This is a genomic window from Pseudophaeobacter sp. C1-32P7 (genome assembly GCF_041008775.1).
GTDB classification, from domain to species: domain Bacteria; phylum Pseudomonadota; class Alphaproteobacteria; order Rhodobacterales; family Rhodobacteraceae; genus Phycobacter; species Phycobacter gallaeciensis_A.
This window is the reverse complement of record NZ_JAXGFR010000008.1, coordinates 106,031-126,947: the sequence shown is the minus strand read 5'-3', so window position 1 is coordinate 126,947 and position 20,917 is coordinate 106,031. Positions and strand designations below refer to the sequence as shown.

Annotated in this window: 17 protein-coding genes; 12 read left to right on the top strand and 5 right to left on the bottom strand. The window is 61.0% G+C overall.

The genetic code is table 11. From position 1 onward, the window contains the following. Positions 1 to 125: 125 nt before the first annotated feature. From SM763_RS13210 to SM763_RS13195, 4 genes are all read left to right on the top strand, one after another. Positions 126 to 1,085 carry an HlyD family secretion protein gene (locus SM763_RS13210; protein ID WP_368998799.1) on the top strand — a complete coding sequence of 320 codons (960 nt, stop codon included), beginning with the start codon at positions 126 to 128 and terminating at the stop codon, positions 1,083 to 1,085. After that, the gene (locus SM763_RS13205; RefSeq protein WP_368998798.1) at positions 1,082 to 2,020 is read left to right on the top strand and encodes an ABC transporter ATP-binding protein; all 939 of its coding nucleotides are present in this window, start codon (positions 1,082 to 1,084) and stop codon (positions 2,018 to 2,020) included. The genes SM763_RS13210 and SM763_RS13205 overlap by 4 nt, the downstream gene beginning before the upstream one ends. Then, a complete protein-coding gene (locus tag SM763_RS13200; RefSeq protein ID WP_368998797.1) occupies positions 2,017 to 3,162 on the top strand; it encodes an ABC transporter permease in 1,146 nt (381 codons plus the stop codon). The genes SM763_RS13205 and SM763_RS13200 overlap by 4 nt, the downstream gene beginning before the upstream one ends. A gap of 131 nt (positions 3,163 to 3,293) precedes the next feature. After that, positions 3,294 to 4,538, top strand: a complete 1,245-nt coding sequence (locus SM763_RS13195) for an MFS transporter (RefSeq protein ID WP_368998796.1) — start codon at positions 3,294 to 3,296, stop codon at positions 4,536 to 4,538. A 127-nt stretch (positions 4,539 to 4,665) separates the two neighbouring features. On the opposite strand, the gene SM763_RS13190 is transcribed toward SM763_RS13195, so the two are convergent. The 4 genes from SM763_RS13190 to SM763_RS13175 form a co-directional block, all read right to left on the bottom strand. Next, positions 4,666 to 6,159 carry a globin-coupled sensor protein gene (locus SM763_RS13190; RefSeq protein ID WP_065270507.1) on the bottom strand — a complete coding sequence of 498 codons (1,494 nt, stop codon included), beginning with the start codon at positions 6,157 to 6,159 and terminating at the stop codon, positions 4,666 to 4,668. 412 nt (positions 6,160 to 6,571) lie between these two features. Then, a complete protein-coding gene (locus tag SM763_RS13185; RefSeq protein WP_065270508.1) occupies positions 6,572 to 7,972 on the bottom strand; it encodes a TRAP transporter large permease in 1,401 nt (466 codons plus the stop codon). A 9-nt stretch (positions 7,973 to 7,981) separates the two neighbouring features. Then, positions 7,982 to 8,653: a TRAP transporter small permease subunit gene (locus SM763_RS13180; RefSeq protein WP_368998795.1), complete on the bottom strand. Its 672-nt coding sequence runs from the start codon at positions 8,651 to 8,653 to the stop codon at positions 7,982 to 7,984. A gap of 81 nt (positions 8,654 to 8,734) precedes the next feature. Next, positions 8,735 to 9,751 (bottom strand): C4-dicarboxylate TRAP transporter substrate-binding protein, encoded by a 1,017-nt coding sequence (locus tag SM763_RS13175; protein ID WP_065270510.1) that lies wholly within the window; start codon positions 9,749 to 9,751, stop codon positions 8,735 to 8,737. Between the two features lie 500 nt (positions 9,752 to 10,251). Between SM763_RS13175 and acs the strand changes: the two genes are divergently transcribed. The 8 genes from acs to SM763_RS13135 all read left to right on the top strand — a co-directional run bounded on the left by acs (position 10,252) and on the right by SM763_RS13135 (position 19,650). Beyond that, positions 10,252 to 12,213, top strand: a complete 1,962-nt coding sequence (acs, locus tag SM763_RS13170) for an acetate--CoA ligase (protein WP_368998794.1) — start codon at positions 10,252 to 10,254, stop codon at positions 12,211 to 12,213. A gap of 4 nt (positions 12,214 to 12,217) precedes the next feature. Then, positions 12,218 to 12,901: an adenylate kinase gene (locus tag SM763_RS13165; protein WP_368998793.1), complete on the top strand. Its 684-nt coding sequence runs from the start codon at positions 12,218 to 12,220 to the stop codon at positions 12,899 to 12,901. A 217-nt stretch (positions 12,902 to 13,118) separates the two neighbouring features. Further along, entirely contained in the window at positions 13,119 to 13,403 is a 285-nt protein-coding gene (locus SM763_RS13160; RefSeq protein ID WP_065270513.1) for a DUF4212 domain-containing protein, read from the top strand. Between the two features lie 2 nt (positions 13,404 to 13,405). Beyond that, positions 13,406 to 15,187, top strand: a complete 1,782-nt coding sequence (locus tag SM763_RS13155; protein ID WP_274829061.1) for a sodium:solute symporter family protein — start codon at positions 13,406 to 13,408, stop codon at positions 15,185 to 15,187. A gap of 128 nt (positions 15,188 to 15,315) precedes the next feature. Beyond that, positions 15,316 to 17,139: a DUF294 nucleotidyltransferase-like domain-containing protein gene (locus SM763_RS13150; RefSeq protein ID WP_368998792.1), complete on the top strand. Its 1,824-nt coding sequence runs from the start codon at positions 15,316 to 15,318 to the stop codon at positions 17,137 to 17,139. Between the two features lie 25 nt (positions 17,140 to 17,164). Next, positions 17,165 to 17,680: a hypothetical protein gene (locus SM763_RS13145; protein ID WP_347508792.1), complete on the top strand. Its 516-nt coding sequence runs from the start codon at positions 17,165 to 17,167 to the stop codon at positions 17,678 to 17,680. Then, the gene (locus SM763_RS13140) at positions 17,680 to 19,134 is read left to right on the top strand and encodes a 3'-5' exonuclease (protein WP_368998791.1); all 1,455 of its coding nucleotides are present in this window, start codon (positions 17,680 to 17,682) and stop codon (positions 19,132 to 19,134) included. Before SM763_RS13145 ends, SM763_RS13140 begins: the two co-directional genes overlap by 1 nt. A 15-nt stretch (positions 19,135 to 19,149) precedes the next feature. Then, the gene (locus SM763_RS13135; RefSeq protein ID WP_065270518.1) at positions 19,150 to 19,650 is read left to right on the top strand and encodes a flavin reductase family protein; all 501 of its coding nucleotides are present in this window, start codon (positions 19,150 to 19,152) and stop codon (positions 19,648 to 19,650) included. Positions 19,651 to 19,748: 98 nt separating this feature from the next. On the opposite strand, the gene SM763_RS13130 is transcribed toward SM763_RS13135, so the two are convergent. Then, complete coding sequence (locus SM763_RS13130; RefSeq protein WP_368998790.1) at positions 19,749 to 20,735, bottom strand: ABC transporter substrate-binding protein; 987 nt, start codon at positions 20,733 to 20,735, stop codon at positions 19,749 to 19,751. Between the last annotated feature and the right edge of the window lie 182 nt (positions 20,736 to 20,917).

The window sequence follows — 20,917 nt, the reverse complement described above, 5'->3', positions numbered from 1 at the left end:
GCCTACGCTTTGACATAAATCAGGGATCGCAGCTGCCGCCGTTCCTATGGTCGCGCCTATGAACCTGACGTTCAAAACATGTGCAGACTGGCTGAGGCTGTCATGACGGGGAGACCGGCATCGCAATGATGAGTTTCATGGTGCAGGCGACACGGGCGCTCTTCGCCCTGCCTTTTCTAATTCCGTCTTGTCAGGGACCCGATACGCATGTGGCGCTGGGCGTGCTTGCGCGCGAACGCGTTGCTCTCACCGCGACCGCCAACGAGATCATAACCGAATTGCCCGTCGCCGAAGGTCAGAGCGTGACGGCGGGGACGGTTCTAGTCCAACTTGATGACAGGCTGGCGCAAGCCAACCTTGATGTGACGCTGGCAAACCGGGCGCAGGCGCAGGCCGATCTGGAGCGGCTGCAAACCGGCGCGCGCGAGGAAGAAATCGCGATTGCACAATCCCGGGTCGATGGAACCCGGGCCGTCTATCACGAGGCGCAGAGTACGGTCGAGCGCAACAGCCAGTTGCTGAAACGCGGGACGATCACGCAGGCCAGCCTTGATCAGGACATCGCGCGGCGCAATGCCGCCCTGGCGGAACTGCAAAGCGCCGAACAGGCCTTGCTGGAAATCGAAACCGGCGCGCGCGAAGAGGACATTCGCATTGCCGAGGCCAAGCTGAGAGCAGCCGATGCGCAGGTCGCTGCCGAGCAGATCCGGCTGCAGAACCTCACAATCGTCGCATCCCGTGATGGCATTCTCGACAACCTGCCCTGGAGCCTCGGAGAGCGCGTGCCGATGGGCAGCCCGGTGGCAATCCTGTTAACGGATGATCGACCCCTTGCCCGGATCTATGTTCCGGAACCCGCCCGGGCAGGCCTCAAGATCGGCGCAGAAGTGCAGGTTGAGGTCGATGGGATCGAGGGCCGCTTTTCCGGCACCGTCCGCTGGATCAAGTCCGAGCCTGCCTTCACGCCCTATTACGCCTTGAACAAGGAACAGCGCAGTCGCCTTGTCTATATGGCCGAAGTGGACATGCCACCGCAGGCCGGTGATCTTCCGGTCGGATTGCCCGTGACGGCCTATCTGCCATGAGCGAAGTTGTCGTGGAAACCCATGGGCTGACCCGCATGTTCGGGACCAAGACGGCGGTCGACAAGGTTGATCTGAAGATCACCAAAGGTACAGTCTACGGCCTGCTGGGCCCAAACGGATCGGGCAAGACCACCGCCATGCGCATGCTGCTTGGTTTGCTGAAACCCACCGCCGGTGAGGCTCTGGTTCTGGGTACGCGGCTTCCGGGCAATGCAGAACCGCTCAAACGCCACATCGGATATATGACGCAGGGTTTCACGCATTACCGCGACCTGACTGTTCTGGAGAACCTCGGCTTCATCGCCGATATCCACGATTTCGGCGGCCGCCGAAAACGCGCCCGGATCAAAGAACTGCTCGACACCTACGATCTGGCCGCGCAGGCCGATAAATTTGCCGGTGAGATGAGCGGGGGGCAGCGCCAGCGTCTTGCGCTGGCCGCGACGGTTCTGCACCGGCCCGAGTTGTTGTTTCTGGATGAGCCCACTGCCGCGGTCGATCCGGAAACACGGCGCAGTTTCTGTGAACAGCTGTTTGATCTGGTCGAGGGCGGAACCACGATCATCGTGTCCACCCACCTGATGGATGAAGCCGAACGCTGCCACCAGATCGCGATCCTGGATCAGGGGCGAAAACGGGCAGAAGGTGCGCCACGTGATCTGATGGCGCGCGTGCAGGGGCGCGTCGTCGAAGTTTCGGGTCCGGACCTGAGGCCCGTCCGCCGCCATCTTTCGACCACCACAGGTATTTTGTCGGTGGCGCAGGTCGGATCGCGGCTGCGTGTGCTTGTCGCCCCGGAAACCAATGATCCGCAAGCGACGGTGGCAGCGGCCGTTGCGGAGTTTGCAGAGATCCAAACGCAGCCCACGCGCCCCAACCTTGAGGACGTGTTCGTGCTGGCCACAGGGGAAAGAGCCGCGGAGAGGGCGGCGTGATCTCCTACCGGCATATCCTCGCCATCATCCGCAAGGAGTTACTGCAACTGCGTCGGGACCGGCTGACCTTTGGCATGATTGTGATGATCCCGCTGATCCAGCTGGTCCTGTTCGGCTATGCGATCAACACGGAGGTGCGCCACATCCCCGCCGCCATCGTCGATCAGAGCAATACGGACGTCAGCCGCGCGCTGGTGCAGATGGTAGAAGCCACCCAGGTGGTCCGCTTTGAAAGCCGGTTCGCCACGGTGGCAGAGGCCGAAGGCGCGATCATGCGGGCCGAGGTCCGAGCGGCCTTCATCATTCCGAAGGACGTCAGCCAGCGTCTTGTCCGCAATCCGGCGGTGGGCGCACGGTTTTCCCAGGGCGCAACGGACACCACCGCGCGCCCCGTCGCCCAATGGATCGCCGATGGGTCGGACACGCTGGTGGCCGGCGCGATCCGGTCCCTGCGCACCATGCCGCTTGAGGCGCTGCTGCGCCAACCATCGACCCGTCCCACCCCCACCTTTGAAGTCGCCTTGTTTTACAACCCCGAGCAACGAACCGTGGTCAATATCGTGCCCGGTCTGGTCGGGATCATCCTGACGATGACGATGATCATGTTCACCGCCGCGGCAATCGTACGCGAATCCGAACGGGGCAATATGGAGATGCTCATCGCGACCCCCATCCGTCCGCTGGAGCTGATGATCGGGAAGATCGTGCCCTTTGTCGGGATCGGCCTGATACAGGTCACCATCATCCTCGGGCTTGGATGGGCCTTGTTTTCGGTCACCACCACCGCGTCGGTTTGGACCTTGCTGGTGGTGACCCTGCTTTTCATCATCGCGAGTCTGTCGCTTGGGCTGGTCATCTCCACGATTGCCAAGAACCAGCTTCAGGCGATGCAGATGACGATTTTCGTGCTGCTGCCCTCGATCCTTTTGTCGGGGTTCATGTTTCCCTACGAGGGCATGCCGGAAGGCGCGCAGCACCTAGCCGATCTGCTGCCGGTCACGCACTTTCTGCGGATCATCCGCGGCGTCTTTCTACGCGATGCCGGATTGGCCGACGTTCTGCCCGAAGCTGCCTGGTTGATCGGCTTTGCGGTGCTGGGAATGACCATTGCATCGCTGCGGTTCAGGAAAAGGCTTGATTGAATGCAGATGCATGGAAACATGACACCGCAGAGAAGGGCGATGTCGAAACACGCCAAAGGAGCGGATCAAGGCCGATGATCGTGCAGCAACAGACCGGCGCAATTCAAGACCCCGAACTCAGGCACCGCATTATGGCGGGCTTTATCGGCAATGTCGTGGAATGGTACGACTTTGCGCTATACGGCTATCTGGCGGGCATTATCGCGCCGGTGTTCTTTCCATCCCAAGACCCGACCGCAGGCCTGATCGCCACCTACGGTATCTTCGCGGCCGGTTTTCTGATGCGGCCACTCGGGGCGGCGGTCTTTGGCTGGTTCGGAGATCGCTATGGGCGCGCACGCACCATGCAGATCTCGGTAGCTATGATGGCGCTTCCGACCCTGTTGCTCGGCCTGCTGCCAACCTATGCGCAGGTCGGCGTTCTGGCACCGGTGCTGCTGGTTCTGGTGCGGATCCTACAGGGCATTTCTGTCGGAGGCGAGTTTTCCTCCTCTGCGACCTATCTGGTTGAAACCGCACCGACGGGACGGCGCGGTCTTACCGGCAGCTGGGCGAATATCGGCTCCATGACTGGATCGCTCCTGGGGGTCGGCGCGGCCGCGCTGGTCACTACCCTGTTTGATGCGCAAAGCATGCAGGACGGCGCCTGGCGCCTTCCGTTTCTGGGCGGAGCATTGCTTGGCGTTACCGCCATCCTGATGCGGCGCAACCTGCATGGGTCCGAACGTTTCGGCCAACATGACGCCGCACGCGAGGAAACCTCTCCCCTCTTGCAGGCCTTCACCACCAACCTGAAAGAAACCCTCCTCGCGCTGGGTTTTGCTGCCAGCTATGGGACGTGCTTTTACATCACCTTCGTCTACCTGCCGGAATGGCTGTCAGGTCAGAACCTGGTCGAGCGCAGCACAGCCTTGACCATCAACACCGCCATGACGATTCTGGTCATCCCCCTGATGCCGCTTGGCGCCATCGTCGGGGACAGGTTCCTCGCCCGGCGCACGTGGATCGCCGTGGCACTATTGGGGCTGGGTCTCTTGAGCTGGCCAATGCACCTTTGGATGCTGCGATCTGGTGGCGCGATGCTGCCGGTCGTAGTGTTCCATGTGCTTGCCTTCGCCCTGCTTTCGGTTCCGCTTGGCTCTGGCCCGGCGTTGTTCGTAGAGATGTTCCCCGAAGAGGATCGCCTGTCTGGGTATTCGGTTGCGTTCAACCTGGGGGTCGGCGTGTTTGGCGGCCTCACGCCGATGATCGCAACCAGCTTGATCGCCAGCACCGGGGTCGCAACCGCCCCCGGGCTTTACATGATGCTGGCCTGCGCACTCGCAGTGGTCTGCCTGGCCTTCGTCCCGGACCGCAGCCGTGCCGCGTTGCGCTGAGGCAAGCGCCGTCAACCTGCGAGGCTTGTCCGCAGAGTTCGCGCCGATCAAGCGTCGCTTTGGGTTATCGGGCGCCCTGTTTCGGGCTGTTCTCCGCCCCCCACGGTCTACAGGCCGGGCATGAGCCTCAGTACCCGACGGCGCGCGGCAGCAACTCCAACGGAGCCTCCGACAGGCCCGCCCTTGTGACTCCGATAGGCACTGGTGCGTTCCCTGACACCCGGAAGGTTCCGACCAGATCCGACAGCACCTGTGTATCCTGCTGCAGGGACATAATGGCGGCAGCCGTTTCCTCGACCATGGCCGCATTCTGCTGCGTCACGGTATCAAGCTGCGACACGCCAACCGAAATCTCAGACAGGCCTGTAGATTGAGCCCGCGCCGAATTGACGATATCTGCCGTCAGCCCCGAAACCGTCTCAATCTCCTGAACGATACTGGTAAGCGCGGCCCCCGCCTGATCCACCATCGCGACGCCTGCATCGACATGCTGCGTGCTGGACGTCACGAGGCTTTTGATCTCTTTTGCGGAATTGGCGGCACGCTGCGCCAGTCCCCGCACCTCGGAGGCTACCACGGCAAAGCCACGACCGGCATCGCCTGCACGGGCCGCCTCGACCCCGGCATTCAGCGCCAGCAGGTTGGTCTGGAAGGCGATGTCGTCGATGACGCTGATGATCTGGGAAATCTGCACCGATGACTCCGAAATCTCGCGCATTTTCAGGACCGCCTGTTCGGCGACCTCATTTCCTGTTGCGGCGTTGTTCCGGGTGACGAGAACCACCTCTTCGGTCTTTGATGTCGATTCTGTTGAGGAACGCATGCTGTTGTTGATCTCTTCCACCGCCGCGGCGGTTTCTTCCAGCGTCGCCGCCTGGGTTTCGGTCCGGCGGGACAGATCCCCAGCAGACTGGCTCACCTCGCTGGCCACGCGGTTCAGATTGCCGGTCGAGTCCTGAATGGTAACGATGATATCCCGCATAGAGCCCATCAATTCGTTGAACGACTGGCGCACCTGATCGTAGCGTGCGGGGTAGTCGCTTTCATCGGGGCCGGGGATGCTCTGCGACAGATCCCGTTCCGACATCCGCTTAATTCCGTCACTCAGATACTTAAACGCCGTGTCCTGTTCTGCCTTCTGCGCCGCGAAATAGGCCTCAATCACCTGATAGGTGTCAAAGGCAAAGGCACGGGTCAATGTGCCAAGGATTTCCCCATGTTTGCGCTTGGCGAATTTACCCAAAAGCGCCCCAGAGCGTTCTAGCAAGCGCTGCTGGATATATGCATTGGCCCGCGAATAGCCGGAGAGGTACATCGAAAAGGGCAACTGGATCTTGAAATGCACCGTGCCGACACGTTCGGCTGAGGCGAAGTAGGCCTCGTCAAAGGTACCGGACAGAAGCCGCTGCCAGTGCTTTTTTTGCGCGGACCGGGCGTGGGCCATCACGCTGTCGTCCGGAAAGAATTGCGCGATCTCGGGATCTGCGACCGCAAACGAATAAAAATGTTCGAGGGCATCATCAAGGATCGGCATGACCATCTTGCCAGCCCGAACCAATTGTTCGTGGTCGTTCCCCGTCAAAGCAAACTTTGCAAGGGTATCCTGAGTGTCACGCACCATTGTTTGTCCTCACTACAATTTACAAGATCTCATCGTGATACAATTTTTCACGATGAATTTGCGGAATTAGCGCCTTCAATATTTAAGATTTAGACAATTGTGTTTCTCCGATCAAAAGTGCAGATGCGTGGCTGTAACATCCAAAAGGCGTAATCAAGCGCGCTTTCGCATGTGGATTGGGATGTCTACTTACTTTTCAAACGGATAACGCTCAAAAAATGAGCAGGCAGCAAAGTGATCGCATTGCGACCGCAGTTTCATTTATCGTACATTTAACGATAGCACCGGCGTTTCGAATCAGGAAAAGCTAGTACCCCAAGGCATACCCGCTACCCATTTTCTGGCTTTCAAACAAAAAACCGCCCCTCACAGAATGAGGGACGGCCTGCTTTCTTTGTGCTGCGGTTTGCGTTTATCCAGCCAGCGATGGCAGGTAGAGCACAATCCCCGGGAAGGCGACCAGCAGCGCGATGGTAATGGCATCGGCGATGAAGAAGGGTGTCACGCCCTTGAACACGTCCTGCACCGTCAGGTCATCCCGTACCCCGGCCACAACAAAGCAGTTGAGACCGATTGGCGGTGTAATCAGGCAGAACTCAGCCATCTTCACCACCAGAATGCCGAACCAGATCGCACACATGGTGCCGTTCATGCCGAATGCACTATCCGCAGCCGACACGGCTTCGCCGCCGTTCAGCGCCATCACCGCAGGGTAGACAACCGGCAAGGTCAGCAGCAGCATCCCGATGGCGTCCATGAACATCCCCAGCACCGCATAGGCCAAGAGGATGCAGATCAGGATCAGCATCGGCGACATCTCAAGCGAGGTGATCCAGTCCGAAAACGCGCCCGGCAGATCGGCAAAACCGAGGAAGCGCACGTAGATCAGAACGCCCCAGATGATCGAGAAGATCATCACCGCCAGTTTCGCGGTTTCCAGCAGCGCCGACTTGAGCTCGGCCCATTTCATGCCGCGCCACAGCGCCATCAGGAAGACCACAAAGGCGCCGAGTGCGCCCCCTTCTGTCGGGGTGCCCCAGGCTTCGCCAAAGGGATTGTAGACAAAGAAGATGATAATCACGACCACGAACATGATCGGCAGCGCGCCCGGCAGGGCCGCAAACCGCTGCTTCCAAGTGAAGCCTTTGACCGGTGGGCCGACGGTTTTGAAGATCATCGCGATGCCGACGATCAGCAGCCCGTAGATCACTGCGGAGAAGGCGCCGGGGATAAAGCCCGCGAGCAACAGCTTGCCCACGTCCTGTTCAACGATAATGGCGTAGATCACCAAGATCGCCGAGGGCGGGATTAGCGAGGCCAGCGTGCCCCCTGCTGCCACAACGCCAGCCGCGAACTGCTTGTTATATCCGATGGCCAGCATTTCCGGGATCGCGATCCGTGCGAACACCGCCGAAGTCGCAACAGAGGCGCCAGACACGGCGGCGAAGCCGGCGGTCGCAAAAACGGTCGAAACCGCAAGCCCGCCCGGCAACCAGGCGATCCAGCGTTTGGCTGCCTCAAACAGCGCCTTGGTCAGACCTGCGTAATAGGCCAGATAGCCGATCAGGATGAAGGTCGGGATCAGCGACAATGCCTGGCTTGAGACCTTGGAATGTGGCACCTGCCCGGCGGTTTTAACGGCAATGGTCAGCGCCTTTGTAAAGCGGGAGGGATCATAGCCAAACTTGGCCCAGAAGATCCATGTCAGCCCAACCAGACCGGCCAGAGCTGCGGCAAAGGCAACGCGCATGCCGGTGACGACCAGGATCAACAGAAAACCCGTGACCCACAGGCCGATTTCAATCGGTTCCATGTGCTTTTCCTATCCTTGAGAGTTTCGGCAGTCGGCGCCGTCGCCGGGCGCGTCGTCATGGCCGGTCAGCATCTCTGCCTCATGGGCGGCCTGCGCGGCGGCATCCTGAATCAGCGGCACTGCTGCCGGAGCGTCCAGCCCCAGAACCAGCGCCCGCCCATAGGCCCAAACCTGCAGCACAAGACGCAAGCACAGAACCGAGAAGGCCACCGGCGCCAGCAATTTGGCCGGCCAGAGCGGAATACCGATGTCGATCGAGCTGTCACGGCTCCACAGGGGCGCGGCGAAATCGAACGAACGCGCAAAATGCGCCCAGCTGCCCCAGACGAGGCAGATCATCAACGCAAGGATCAACAGCACCGAGAACAGTTCGAACAGCCACAGGGCCCGGCCGCGCAGGGCACCAATCACGATATCCATACGGATATGACCACCTTCGCGCTGCACATAGGCAATGCCCATGAAGGCGATCAGCGGCATCGCCTGTTCGATCCAGTCGACATACCCCGGCAGCGGGGCGTTAAAGGCATTCCGCCCGCCCACAGAAACCACTGCCAGCACCATAAGAGAAAAGACCGCCAGACCGCTGATCAGCGCCAGCACCTGTTCGACCTGCAACAAACGTCTGTCAAGACGACTGACAAGACTGTCGTCTTCCAATACCGCGGCGTTTCCCGCCATGGCCCCCACCTTTCATTTCAAGAGAACGGAAACAAAAACAGGCCGGGAGAGTGGTCCCGGCCTGCTCCTGCAACGCGGGATTTAGTTGCCCGCGCGTGTGTCTTCCAGAGTTTTCATCACCAGGTCATAGAGTTCCTGGCCCGGAATGCCCTGAGCGGTCATGTCCTTGATCCACTGTTCACGGATCGGGTCGGCAGCCTTGGCGCGGAACGCGGCCAGCTGTTCTTCCGAGATCATGACTTTCTCAACGCCTTTTTCTTCCAGCACGCTGTCCCATTTGGTCAGCAGCTTGCCGTAGTTGTCGAGGTAATGCGCAATCGCCTCGTCAACCGAGCTGTCCAGCGCCTCACGCTCGGCATCGCTCAGCATGTCGTAGGCGTCGGTGTTGACCACAACCGGGCAGTTCACGGTGCCGGGGTTCAGGTTCGCGGTCCACCAGTCTGCCTTGTTGATGGTGCCAAAGGACAGATGCGCGTGCTGCGCAAAGGCGACCGTATCAACAACGCCCGATTCCATCGCGTTATAGGCTTCGGTCGCAGGCACCGAGGTCGGGACCCCGCCCACGGCTTCGAAGGCCTTGCCCAGACCACCGGTCGCGCGCACACGCATGCCGTCGAATTCAGCCAGCTCGTCGCGGGGCTCGCCGGTGCCGACCAGGTTGTACTGGGGCATGGGCGAAGTCATCAGCAGCTTGGCATTCCAGCGCGCCAGATCCTTGGCAGCGGCGGGATGTGCATAGACAGCGTGGCTGACGGCAACTTCTTCGGCCAGGTTGTTCACGCCCAGGAACGGCAGCTCCAGCACGGTGATCGACGGGTTCTTGTCGCGGTGATAGCCGGCGCAGAACTGTGCCATTTCGAAGGCACCGATCGAGATCCCGTCCAGGTTCTCACGCGGTTTCGACAGGCCGCCATAGCTGACGTTCATGGTAAAGGCGCCATCGGTCTTTTCGCTGACCAGTTCGGCCAGTTTCTCGACATGCTCAGTAAAGGCGCGGCGTTTGCCCCAGACCGAAACGTTCCATTCGGTCGCAGCGGCCTCACCGGCAATTGCAAATCCCGCAGCAGCCGCCACGGCGGCAGTCAGAAGTTTATTCATGTTGTATCTCTCCCATTCTGCGTTCCTTGCAGTCGTGGACATTGTCCTTTGGAACGCTTGCGCAGTAAGCTACCTGTAAGGCGGCGCACTGCCAAGCCCCGGCCCGGACGTTTTGCTGACAGCTCCGTGAGCCCACCTCAGAACCCGGCAAAAGGTACGGCGTGCGGATCCGCGCGCGATTTGCCGCATGTCCGTACCGACAGCAACACCCCCTCCCTTCGGAAATCTTGCACAAAAGCCCCATACCCGCCCAGGCAGAGTGCCGGTATCGTTGACTCCCAATCACCCGTAAAAATTGGGTTTTGCACGGATTTCGCCCTGAAAATTTACAAGTGCAAGGCACGCAGGAAATTCATTCACAAACAAATCGTTACTTTCCGGCCCCTTATTCACAAATTTTCAACTTTCCCTATTATGGCCGTCGAGGAAGGAAACGGTTTGACACCCGGCCCCCGTGGCTGTCCGGTGACAAACTGAAGGGAAGTCAGGGAGGACACCAGATGACCACGCAGCCTGAAGGCAAAGTGTATCCGCCGTCGGACGACGTTGTTGCGCGCGCCCATGTGGACGCCGCCAAATACGAAGAGATGTATGCGGCCTCGATCGCAGATCCCGAAGGGTTCTGGAGTGAACAGGGCAAACGGATCGACTGGATCAAGCCTTTCACCTCGGTGAAGGATGTGAACTACAACTTCGGCAACGTGTCGATCAATTGGTATGCCGATGGCACGCTCAACGTGGCGGCCAACTGCATCGACAGGCACCTGGAAACCCGCGGCGACCAGACCGCCATCATTTTCGAGCCGGACGACCCGAACGAGGCCGCTCAGCACATCACCTACAAGGAACTGCATCGCCGCACCTGCCGGATGGCCAACATCCTAGAAACCATGGGTGTGCGCAAAGGCGACCGGGTCGTGATCTATATGCCGATGATCTCCGAGGCCGCCTATGCCATGCTGGCCTGCGCCCGGATCGGCGCCATCCACTCCATCGTCTTTGCCGGCTTCAGCCCCGATGCGCTGGCGGCACGGATCAACGGGTCGGACGCCAAGGTTGTCATCACCGCCGACGAAGCCCCCCGTGGTGGCCGCAAGACGCCGCTGAAATCCAATGCCGATGCGGCACTGCTGCATTGCAAGGACACGGTGAAATGCCTCGTGGTGAAACGCACCGGCGGCCAGACCACTTGGATCGACGGGCGCGATTACGATTACAACGAGATGGCGATCGAGGCGAACGACTACTGCAAGCCTGCCGAGATGAACGCTGAGGATCCGCTGTTCATCCTCTACACCTCCGGCTCGACCGGTCAGCCCAAGGGCGTGGTGCACACCACCGGCGGCTATCTGGTCTATGCGGCGATGACGCATGAGATTACCTTTGATTACCACGATGGCGATATCTACTGGTGTACCGCCGATGTGGGCTGGGTCACCGGCCACAGCTATATCGTCTATGGTCCGCTGGCCAATGGTGCCACCACGCTGATGTTTGAAGGCGTGCCGACCTACCCCGACGCCAGCCGCTTCTGGCAGGTCTGCGAAAAGCACAAGGTCAACCAGTTTTACACCGCGCCCACCGCTTTGCGCGCGCTGATGGGCCAAGGCAACGAATGGGTCGAGAAATGCGATCTGTCCTCGCTGCGCCTGCTGGGCACAGTGGGTGAGCCGATCAACCCGGAAGCCTGGAACTGGTACAATGATGTCGTCGGCAAGGGCAAATGCCCCATCGTCGACACCTGGTGGCAGACCGAAACCGGCGGTCACCTGATGACCCCCCTGCCCGGCGCCCATGCGCTGAAACCCGGCGCGGCGATGAAGCCCTTCTTTGGCGTCAAACCGGTGGTTCTGGACCCGCAATCCGGCGAAGAGATCGAAGGCAACGGTGTCGAAGGTGTCCTGTGCATCAAGGACAGCTGGCCCGGCCAGATGCGCACCGTTTGGGGCGATCACGAACGGTTCGAGAAGACCTATTTCGCCGACTACAAAGGCTATTACTTCACCGGTGACGGCTGCCGCCGCGACGCAGATGGCGATTACTGGATCACCGGTCGTGTCGATGATGTGATCAACGTCTCCGGTCACCGAATGGGCACCGCCGAGGTCGAAAGTGCGCTGGTGGCGCATGCCGCAGTGGCCGAGGCCGCCGTGGTGGGCTACCCGCATGAGATCAAGGGACAGGGTATCTATTGCTATGTCACCCTGATGAACGACCGCGAGCCTTCGGACGAGCTGCTTAAGGAGTTGCGCACATGGGTTCGGACCGAGATCGGCCCGATTGCCAGCCCGGACGTGATCCAATGGGCGCCCGGCCTGCCAAAAACCCGCTCAGGCAAGATCATGCGCCGCATCCTGCGCAAGATCGCTGAAAACGACTTTGGCTCGCTCGGCGATACCTCAACCCTCGCCGATCCGTCGGTGGTGGACGATCTGATCGCCAACCGCGCGAACAAGGGGTAACCGCATGTCGACGAACGTGATGACCCGCCCTGCTGTTCTGATCCTTCTCGGCCCTCCGGGCGCCGGGAAGGGCACACAGGCCCGCATGCTGGAAGACAGCTTTGGTCTGGTGCAGCTGTCGACCGGTGATCTGCTGCGCGCCGCCGTGGCTGCAGGCACCGAGGCCGGCAAAGCCGCGAAATCCGTGATGGAATCCGGTGGTCTGGTCTCTGATGAGATCGTGATCGCCATCCTGCGCGACCGTCTGGGCGAACCCGACTGCGCCAAGGGCGTGATCCTTGATGGTTTCCCCCGCACCGCCGTTCAGGCCGAGGCGCTGGATGCGCTGCTGTCCGAAACCGGCCAGAAGATCAACGCTGCCATCAGCCTTGAGGTGGACGATAATGCCATGGTGACCCGCGTCGCCGGGCGTTACACCTGCGGCGGCTGCGGCGAAGGCTATCACGACACGTTCAAGCAGCCGAAAGTTGCTGGCACCTGCGACAAATGCGGCGGCACCGAGATGAAGCGGCGCGCCGATGACAATGCCGAAACAGTGGCAAGCCGTCTTGCGGCCTATCACGAACAGACAGCCCCGCTGATCGCCTATTACGACGGCAAGGGCGTGCTGCAGAAGATCGACGCCATGGGCCAGATTGATGCGGTCGCCGAAGGGTTGGCAAAGATTGTAAAGACCGCCGCGCCCTAGGCCCGGCCAATACCCGGATCCCCGGTCGGCTCTGCGGCCGCCGGGGGGCCATCCCAAACCCTGAAATACCCGATGGACCCGCCAAAGCTCGCTTTGGCAACCAAAGGACTAATGCCTGATGGCTGCCCGTTTCAACGCGGGCAACGCAGGCAAACAGAGAAGGCTTGCCCAGCGCCCGGCGCAAGGCAGGCAGAACCCGTAGCAAGGAGGAGCCGCCATGGCGGACCACACAACCAATGCCGCAAAGGCAGCCGAGGCCGACAAGGGCTATTGGCAGGCCAATGTGCGCATCATTCTCATCAGCCTGGTGATCTGGGCTGTCGTTTCATTCGGTTTCGGCATTCTGCTGCGCCCGATGCTCTCGGGCATCGCCGTCGGCGGCACCGACCTGGGCTTCTGGTTTGCCCAGCAGGGATCGATCCTGGTCTTCCTGGGCCTGATCTTTTTCTACGCCTGGCGAATGAACCGTCTCGACCGTGAATTCGGCGTCGAGGAGGAATGATCATGGATCAGTTTACCATCAACCTACTGTTCGTGGGCGCGTCCTTTGCGCTCTATATCGGCATTGCGATCTGGGCCCGTGCTGGCTCCACATCTGAATTCTATGCGGCCGGCCGGGGTGTGCATCCCGTCACCAATGGCATGGCCACGGCAGCGGACTGGATGTCGGCAGCCTCCTTCATCTCGATGGCGGGTCTCATCGCCTTTACCGGCTATGACAACTCCTCCTTCCTGATGGGCTGGACCGGTGGCTACGTGCTGCTGGCACTGCTGCTGGCGCCTTACCTGCGCAAGTTCGGCAAGTTCACCGTGTCGGAATTCATCGGCGATCGCTTCTACAGCCCGACCGCGCGTATCGTGGCGGTGATCTGCCTGATCGTCGCCTCCACCACCTATGTGATCGGCCAGATGACCGGCGTGGGCGTTGCCTTTGGTCGCTTCCTTGAGGTGTCCAACACCGCCGGTCTCTTGATCGGTGCCTGTGTGGTCTTTGCCTATGCGGTCTTCGGCGGCATGAAGGGCGTGACCTATACGCAGGTCGCGCAATATGTCGTGCTGATCATGGCCTATACAATTCCGGCCATCTTCATCTCGCTGCAACTGACCGGCAACCCGATCCCGGCGCTGGGTCTCTTTGGCGATCACGTTGCCTCGGGTGAGCCTCTTCTGGCGAAACTCGACGCCATCGTGCGCGAGCTGGGTTTCAATGAATATACCGCCCACCACGCCGATACGCTGAACATGGTGCTGTTCACCCTGTCGCTGATGATCGGTACCGCCGGTCTGCCGCACGTGATCATGCGCTTCTTCACCGTTCCCAAGGTGTCCGATGCACGCTGGTCCGCAGGCTGGGCGCTGGTCTTCATCGCGCTGCTGTATCTGACTGCCCCGGCTGTTGGCGCCATGGCCCGTCTCAACATCACCGACATGATGTGGCCCAATGGCACAAACAGCGAAGCGGTCTCGGTCGAGCAGATCGAGAATGACGCCCGCTATGACTGGATGGCCACCTGGCAGAAAACCGGCCTGCTGGACTGGGAAGACAAGAACGGCGACGGCAAGATCCAGTATTACAACGACAAGAACGCCGAGATGCAGGCCAAAGCCGAGGAGAACGGCTGGCAGGGTAATGAGCTGACCAAGTTCAACCGGGATATCCTGGTGCTGGCCAACCCTGAAATCGCCAACCTGCCCTCTTGGGTGATCGGTCTGGTGGCTGCAGGCGGTCTGGCGGCGGCGCTGTCTACTGCGGCGGGTCTGCTGCTGGCGATCTCTTCGGCGGTGTCGCACGACCTGATCAAGGGCTCGATCAATCCGAACATCTCGGAAAAAGGCGAGCTTCTTTCGGCCCGTGTTGCCATGGCCGTTGCCATCGCGGTGGCCACCTATCTGGGCCTCAACCCTCCGGGCTTTGCAGCGCAGACCGTGGCGCTGGCCTTTGGTCTGGCGGCGGCCTCGATCTTCCCGGCGCTGATGATGGGCATCTTCACCAAGGTGAACAACAAAGGCGCGGTTGCAGGCATGATCGCAGGTCTGCTGGTCACGCTGATCTATATCTTCCTGCATAAGGGCTGGTTCTTCATCCCTGGCACCAACAGCTTCACGGATGCAGATCCGCTGCTGGGCACCATCAAATCCACCTCCTTTGGTGCGGTTGGCGCGATGGTGAACTTTGCGGTGGCCTATTTCGTGTCCAAATCGACCGACGCCATCCCGGCCGAGATCGAAGAGCTGGTGGAAAGCGTCCGCATCCCGCGCGGTGCAGGTGCTGCCCAGGACCACTGATCGAGGGTTTCCTCCCCGGGCGGGCCGCCTCCCTCGGTATTCTGGCCCGCCCTCTTTTCCTCACCATCCTGTCCGGGCACACTCGGGCAGGATGACTTTTATCCCGGCTTATCCAACAGGCTTTTGACATGCCCCTTTCCCCAGACGGTCTGATCCAGTTCCTGAAGACGGTGCACCCCTATGACAGCCTAGATGCCGCGCGCCTTGCGCAGCTTGCGCCGAAGTTCGAGGTGATCCACGCCAATGCAGGCGAAGAGATCTATGCCCTTGGTGCGCCAATGCAGGGTCTCTACCTCGTGCATCACGGCGAGGTGGAAGTCTTTGACGAGAACGGTATGGCCGTCTCCATCCTTGGGCCACGCAATTCCTTTGGCGAGCGTGGTCTCACCCGGGACGGCATCGCTGTTACCACCGCCTCTGCCAACGCCGAGAGCGCGCTTTTGCTCCTGCCGCGCGCCGATTTCGATGCGCTGATGCAGGCCGAACCCAAGGTCGCGCGCTTTTTCGACCGCCGCCGCCCGGGCGGACCTGCGCAAATCAGCCTAGCCACCCGCCGGGTTGCTGATTTCATGGCCACTCAGCCGATCACCTGCTCCAGCGGCCTCACCTGTCAAAGCGCCGCGCAACTGATGCGGGAGCATCATATCTCTTCAGTCTGCGTGACCGATGGAGACACGCTGGAAGGCATTCTCACCAACCGCGACCTGACCGAAAAGGTTCTGGCAGAGGGCCTGCCCATCTCCACCCCCGTTGCGTGGATCATGACGCGCGATCCACTGACGCTGCCTTCCTCAGCCATCGCATCCGATGTGCTGCACGCGATGATGGAGCATCGGATCGGCCATGTTCCCGTGGTGGATACGGGCAAGCTGTCGGGGATCGTCACCCAGACCGACCTGACGCGCCTTCAGGCGATGAGCTCGGCCGAGATGATTGCCGAAATCGCCAGCGCCCCGGATGCCGCTGCGATGGCCAGGGTCACCGCCCGCATTCCGGCCCTGCTGATGCAGCTGGTGGCAGGTGGCAACCGGCACGAGGTGGTCACCCGCCTGATCACCGATATCGCCGATGCCGCCACCCGGCGCCTCCTGAAACTGGCCGAAGAGCGCCTTGGACCGCCGCCCGTGCCTTACCTGTGGCTGGCCTGCGGGTCGCAGGGGCGGCAGGAACAGACCGGCGTATCCGATCAGGACAACTGCCTGATGATCGATGATGCCATGCAAGAGGATGACGCCCCCTATTTCGAGGCGCTGGCGCGTTTCGTCTGCGACGGGCTCAATACCTGCGGCTATGTCTATTGCCCCGGCGACATGATGGCGACCACCCCGCGCTGGCGTCAGCCCCTGCGCATATGGCGGCAGTATTTTGACGGCTGGATCAAGACCCCCGATCCCATGGCGCAGATGCTGGCTTCGGTGATGTTTGACCTGCGGCCCATCGGCGGCAACCGTGATCTGTTCAACGGGCTGCAAGAGGAAGTGCTACAGGCGGCCAGTGCCAACTCCATCTTTACCGCCCATATGATTTCGAATTCGCTGAAACACACGCCGCCGCTTGGTCTCTTGCGCGGGATTGCCACTATCCGCTCGGGTGAGCATCGCAATACGCTGGATCTGAAACACAACGGCGTGGTGCCAGTGGTCGATCTGGGGCGGATCTATGCCTTGCAGGCGCGGCTCACCCCGGTCAACACCCGTGCCCGGCTGGAGGCGGCGGCGCTGACCTCGGTTCTTAGCCCTTCCGGCGCGCGGGATCTGCTGGATGCCTATGATCTGATTGCCGAAACCCGGCTGACCCATCAGGCGGACCAGATTCGCAGCGGTACAGCGCCCGACAACTTCCTGGCGCCCTCCGATCTGTCGGATTTTGAGCGAAGTCATCTGCGCGATGCCTTTGTTGTGGTAAAGACCATGCAATCGGCGCTGGGACACGGCAAGGGGATGCTGGGCTGAGGCCAGCAACGAGGGAGGAACACGGATGTTTCTGGAATTGATCGCGGTGATCTTTGCCGGTATTGCCGTCGCAGGCGTCGTCATGCTGGCGGGACGGATCAGCGGCGGACGACTGCCAAAATGGCTGGCGCCTGTGGCCGCTGCCCTGGCAATGATCGGCGTTACGATTGCTTCGGAATACGGCTGGTACGATCGCACCCGCGCGTCCCTGCCCGATGGGGTCGTGGTGGCTGAAACCGGTCAGAACCGCAGCCTTTACCGGCCCTGGACCTATCTCGTGCCCTATACCGAACGGTTCGCCGCGGTTGATGTGGCCAGCGCGAAAAGCCATGCCGAGCTGCCCGGGCAATATCTGGCAGAGGTCTATTTCTTTGGCCGCTGGTCCCCTGTCAGCACCCTGACCGCGCGGCTGGACTGCACCGGCTGGCGCCGCGCCGTGGTGGCCTCGGGCGGCGCCTTTGGGACGAATGATGCGACGGTCGACTGGATCACCCCGCCCGAAGACGACGGCCTTCTGACCACATTCTGCGGAGCGGTCTGATGCTGACACGGCTGAGCCTCAGACTGCGGATCTTCCTGTTTTTCTGCCTGATCGCGCTTGCCGCAATCGCCGCCGTCGTGGTCGCCCTGTGGATCGGTTATACCCGGGCCGCCGCGCCAGAGCTTTTGGATGCCTTCGTGTTTTCCGGCGCGCTCAGCCTCTTTGCCATCCTTGGGATTTGCGCCGGGATCTGGCTTCTGTTTGATGAAAACGTCGCCAAGCCGATCGAACGGCTGGCCGCGCATCTGCGCGCACGGGCCCATGGTGGCGTCACTTCCGCGCTGGATCAGAACACGGCGCGCTACCTTGGCGATTTGGCCCCGGCGGCCTCGGATCTGGCTGGTCAGCTGGGCGCCGCGACCCTCTCCACCGCCGAGGCTATCGCCCGCGAAACCGCGCGGCTGGAAGCGGAAAAGGCCCGGCTGACAACGCTACTCTCCGAGGTTCCCGTTGCTACCGTGATGGCGGCGCCCGATCACCGGATCGTTCTATATGACGCGCAGGCCGCGGCGGTTCTGTCCCAGATCGCCCCTGCCCGCCTAGGCGCCTCGCTGGGTGACTACCTCGAACGCGACCTGCTGGAGGCCGCCCATAAGAAGATGATCCGCACCGGCAAGGAGGTCAGCGCCCGTATCACCGGCACCGATGGGCGCCAGACCTATGGCGTGCAGCTGAAACCGCTCGGGGATTCGCACGGTTACGTAGTGATCTTGGACAGCGCCGAGGCGGAAATCCCACCCGAGGCCGCCCGCCCGCTGATCTATGACTTTGCCCTGCTCAATCCCGCGACGCGCAGGATCGAGGACAGGCCCCTTTCCGATCTGTCCTTTGCCGTGTTTGACACCGAAACCACCGGTCTGCTGCCGCATAAGGACCACGTTGTGCAGTTGGGTGCGCTGCGGGTTCTGCGCGGCCGCATCGTCGAAGGTGAAACTCTGGACCTGCTGGTCAATCCCGGCGCGCCGATCCCGGCGGCCTCCACCCGGGTGCACGGTGTCACCGATGCCATGGTGAAAGACGCCCCCGACATCACAAGCGTTTCTGCCACCTTCCATCATTTCGCGACGGACGCGGTAATCGTCGCGCATAATGCGCCCTTTGACATGGCATTCCTGCGCTGCGCCGCCAAGGAAAGTGGCCTGACATGGGATCACCCGGTGCTGGATACGGTGCTGCTGAGCGCGGTCCTGTTCGGCGCCTCGGTGCCGCATACGCTGGATGCACTCTGTGAGAGGCTGGATGTGACCATCCCCACGGCACTGCGGCATACCGCGCTTGGCGATGCCCGCGCCACGGCCGAGGTCCTGTGCCGGATGCTGCCGATGCTGGAGGCGCGCGGGTTTACCACGCTGGGAGATGTGATCGCGCAGACACGCCAGCACGGTCGCCTTTTGCAGGACCTGAACCCTGTGGACAAACAGGGCGACGCATGGCAGGTCGGGAGCAAGACCTGACAGAAGGCGCGCGACATGCCGGAAACCACAATCACCCCCGGCCCGGAGACCCTCCGGGCCTATCGCGACGCACTGGGATGTTTCGCGACTGGCGTCACCGTGATCACCACCTTGACGGAAAACGGGCCGCTGGCGATCACCGCCAACAGTTTCACCTCGGTGTCGATGGATCCGCCCCTTCTGCTCTGGTGCCCGGCGCGCAGTTCCCTGCGGCACGATGCCTTTGTTTCGGCGCAGCGATTTTCCATTCATGTGATGGCGCAGGACCAACTGGATCTGGCGATCCATTTCGCACGCAGCGGCGATGATTTCGCCCCGGTCGACTGGCAGGCCGCCGAGGATGGGACACCACACCTTGATGGAGTGATTGCGCGGTTTGACTGCGCCGCCCACAGCGCCCATCACGCGGGCGATCACACGATCATCCTCGGCCAGGTGACCGGCTTCACCAGGCAGGCGGGCAAAGGGCTGGTTTTTAAACAGGGTCTTTACGGCGGGTTCCTGGAACAATCCTGAGGCGCCAGCCCAGGCTTCACCCACACAGGCATGAAAAAACCCGCCACTGCAGAGCGCAGCGGCGGGTCAGTTTTTGTCCGGGACGTGCCCGAAAAGCCTTATTTCAGGGCTGCATCGGTGATGGCATGGGTCCAGGCGCCTTCAGGCGTCTTGGTGATCACCGGGGCAGAACCGCCTGTCAGCAGGGTTTCAACCGTACGCTCATAGTCGGCCACATCCAGCGCGCCGTTGCTGCCTGCGGTCAGCTTGGCAACTTCGCTCATCATGGGCTTTTGGTGCATTTCGGTCTGTGCGCCCGAGGCGTCGTTGTCCAGAACGATCTCAGCCGCTTCATCCGGGTTCGACTCGGCGTATTTCCAGCCTTTCATCGAGGCGCGCACGAAACGCTCCATCTTGTCGGTGAAGGCTTCGTCGCTGAGGTTTTCCTCAAGCACATAAAGACCGTCTTCCAGCGTCGCGACGCCCTGATCTTCGTACTTGAAGGTCACCAGCTCATCCGGGGAGACGCCTGCGTCAATGACCTGCCAGTATTCGTTATAGGTCATGGTCGAGATGCAGTCGGCCTGACGCTGCAGCAGCGGGTCCACGTTGAAACCTTGCTTCAGCACTTCGACGCCCATCTCGCCCTTGCCTTCGGTGGAAATGCCCAGCTTGCTCATCCAGCTCATGAAGGGGAACTCATTGCCGAAGAACCACACGCCCAGGGTCCGATTGGCCAGGTCCGCAGGCTCAGAAATGCCGGTGTCTTTCCAGCAGGTCAGCATCATGCCCGAGGATTTGAACGGCTGTGCGATATTGACCAGCGGCAGGCCCTTTTCGCGGGCTGCCAGCGCGGCAGGCATCCATTCGACGGTCACGTCAGCGCCGCCACCTGCGATCACCTGCGTCGGAGCGATGTCCGGGCCGCCAGGCAGGATGGTGACGTTCAGGTCTTCTTCTTCGTAAAACCCTTTGTCGAGCGCCACGTAATAGCCAGCGAACTGTGCCTGTGTCACCCATTTCAACTGCAGCTTAACGTCGTCGGCTGCCTGCGCGGCTCCGGCTGCGCCAAGCGCCAGCGCGGCGGCTGTCAGAATGTGTTTCATTGGTAGGTTCTCCCTGTTGTTATGGATAGAGCTTGCGCGAATTTGACCATTTGTTCAAAGTTTTTTTACTATATCAAACTTGGGCATCGCTGCCCGCGCGCAAGTATTAAGCAGCGCGCTGCGCCCATGTTATGCGCGGCATTTTCACCGTTCAACCATGGGCCGCAGCGCCGTTTTTGCCA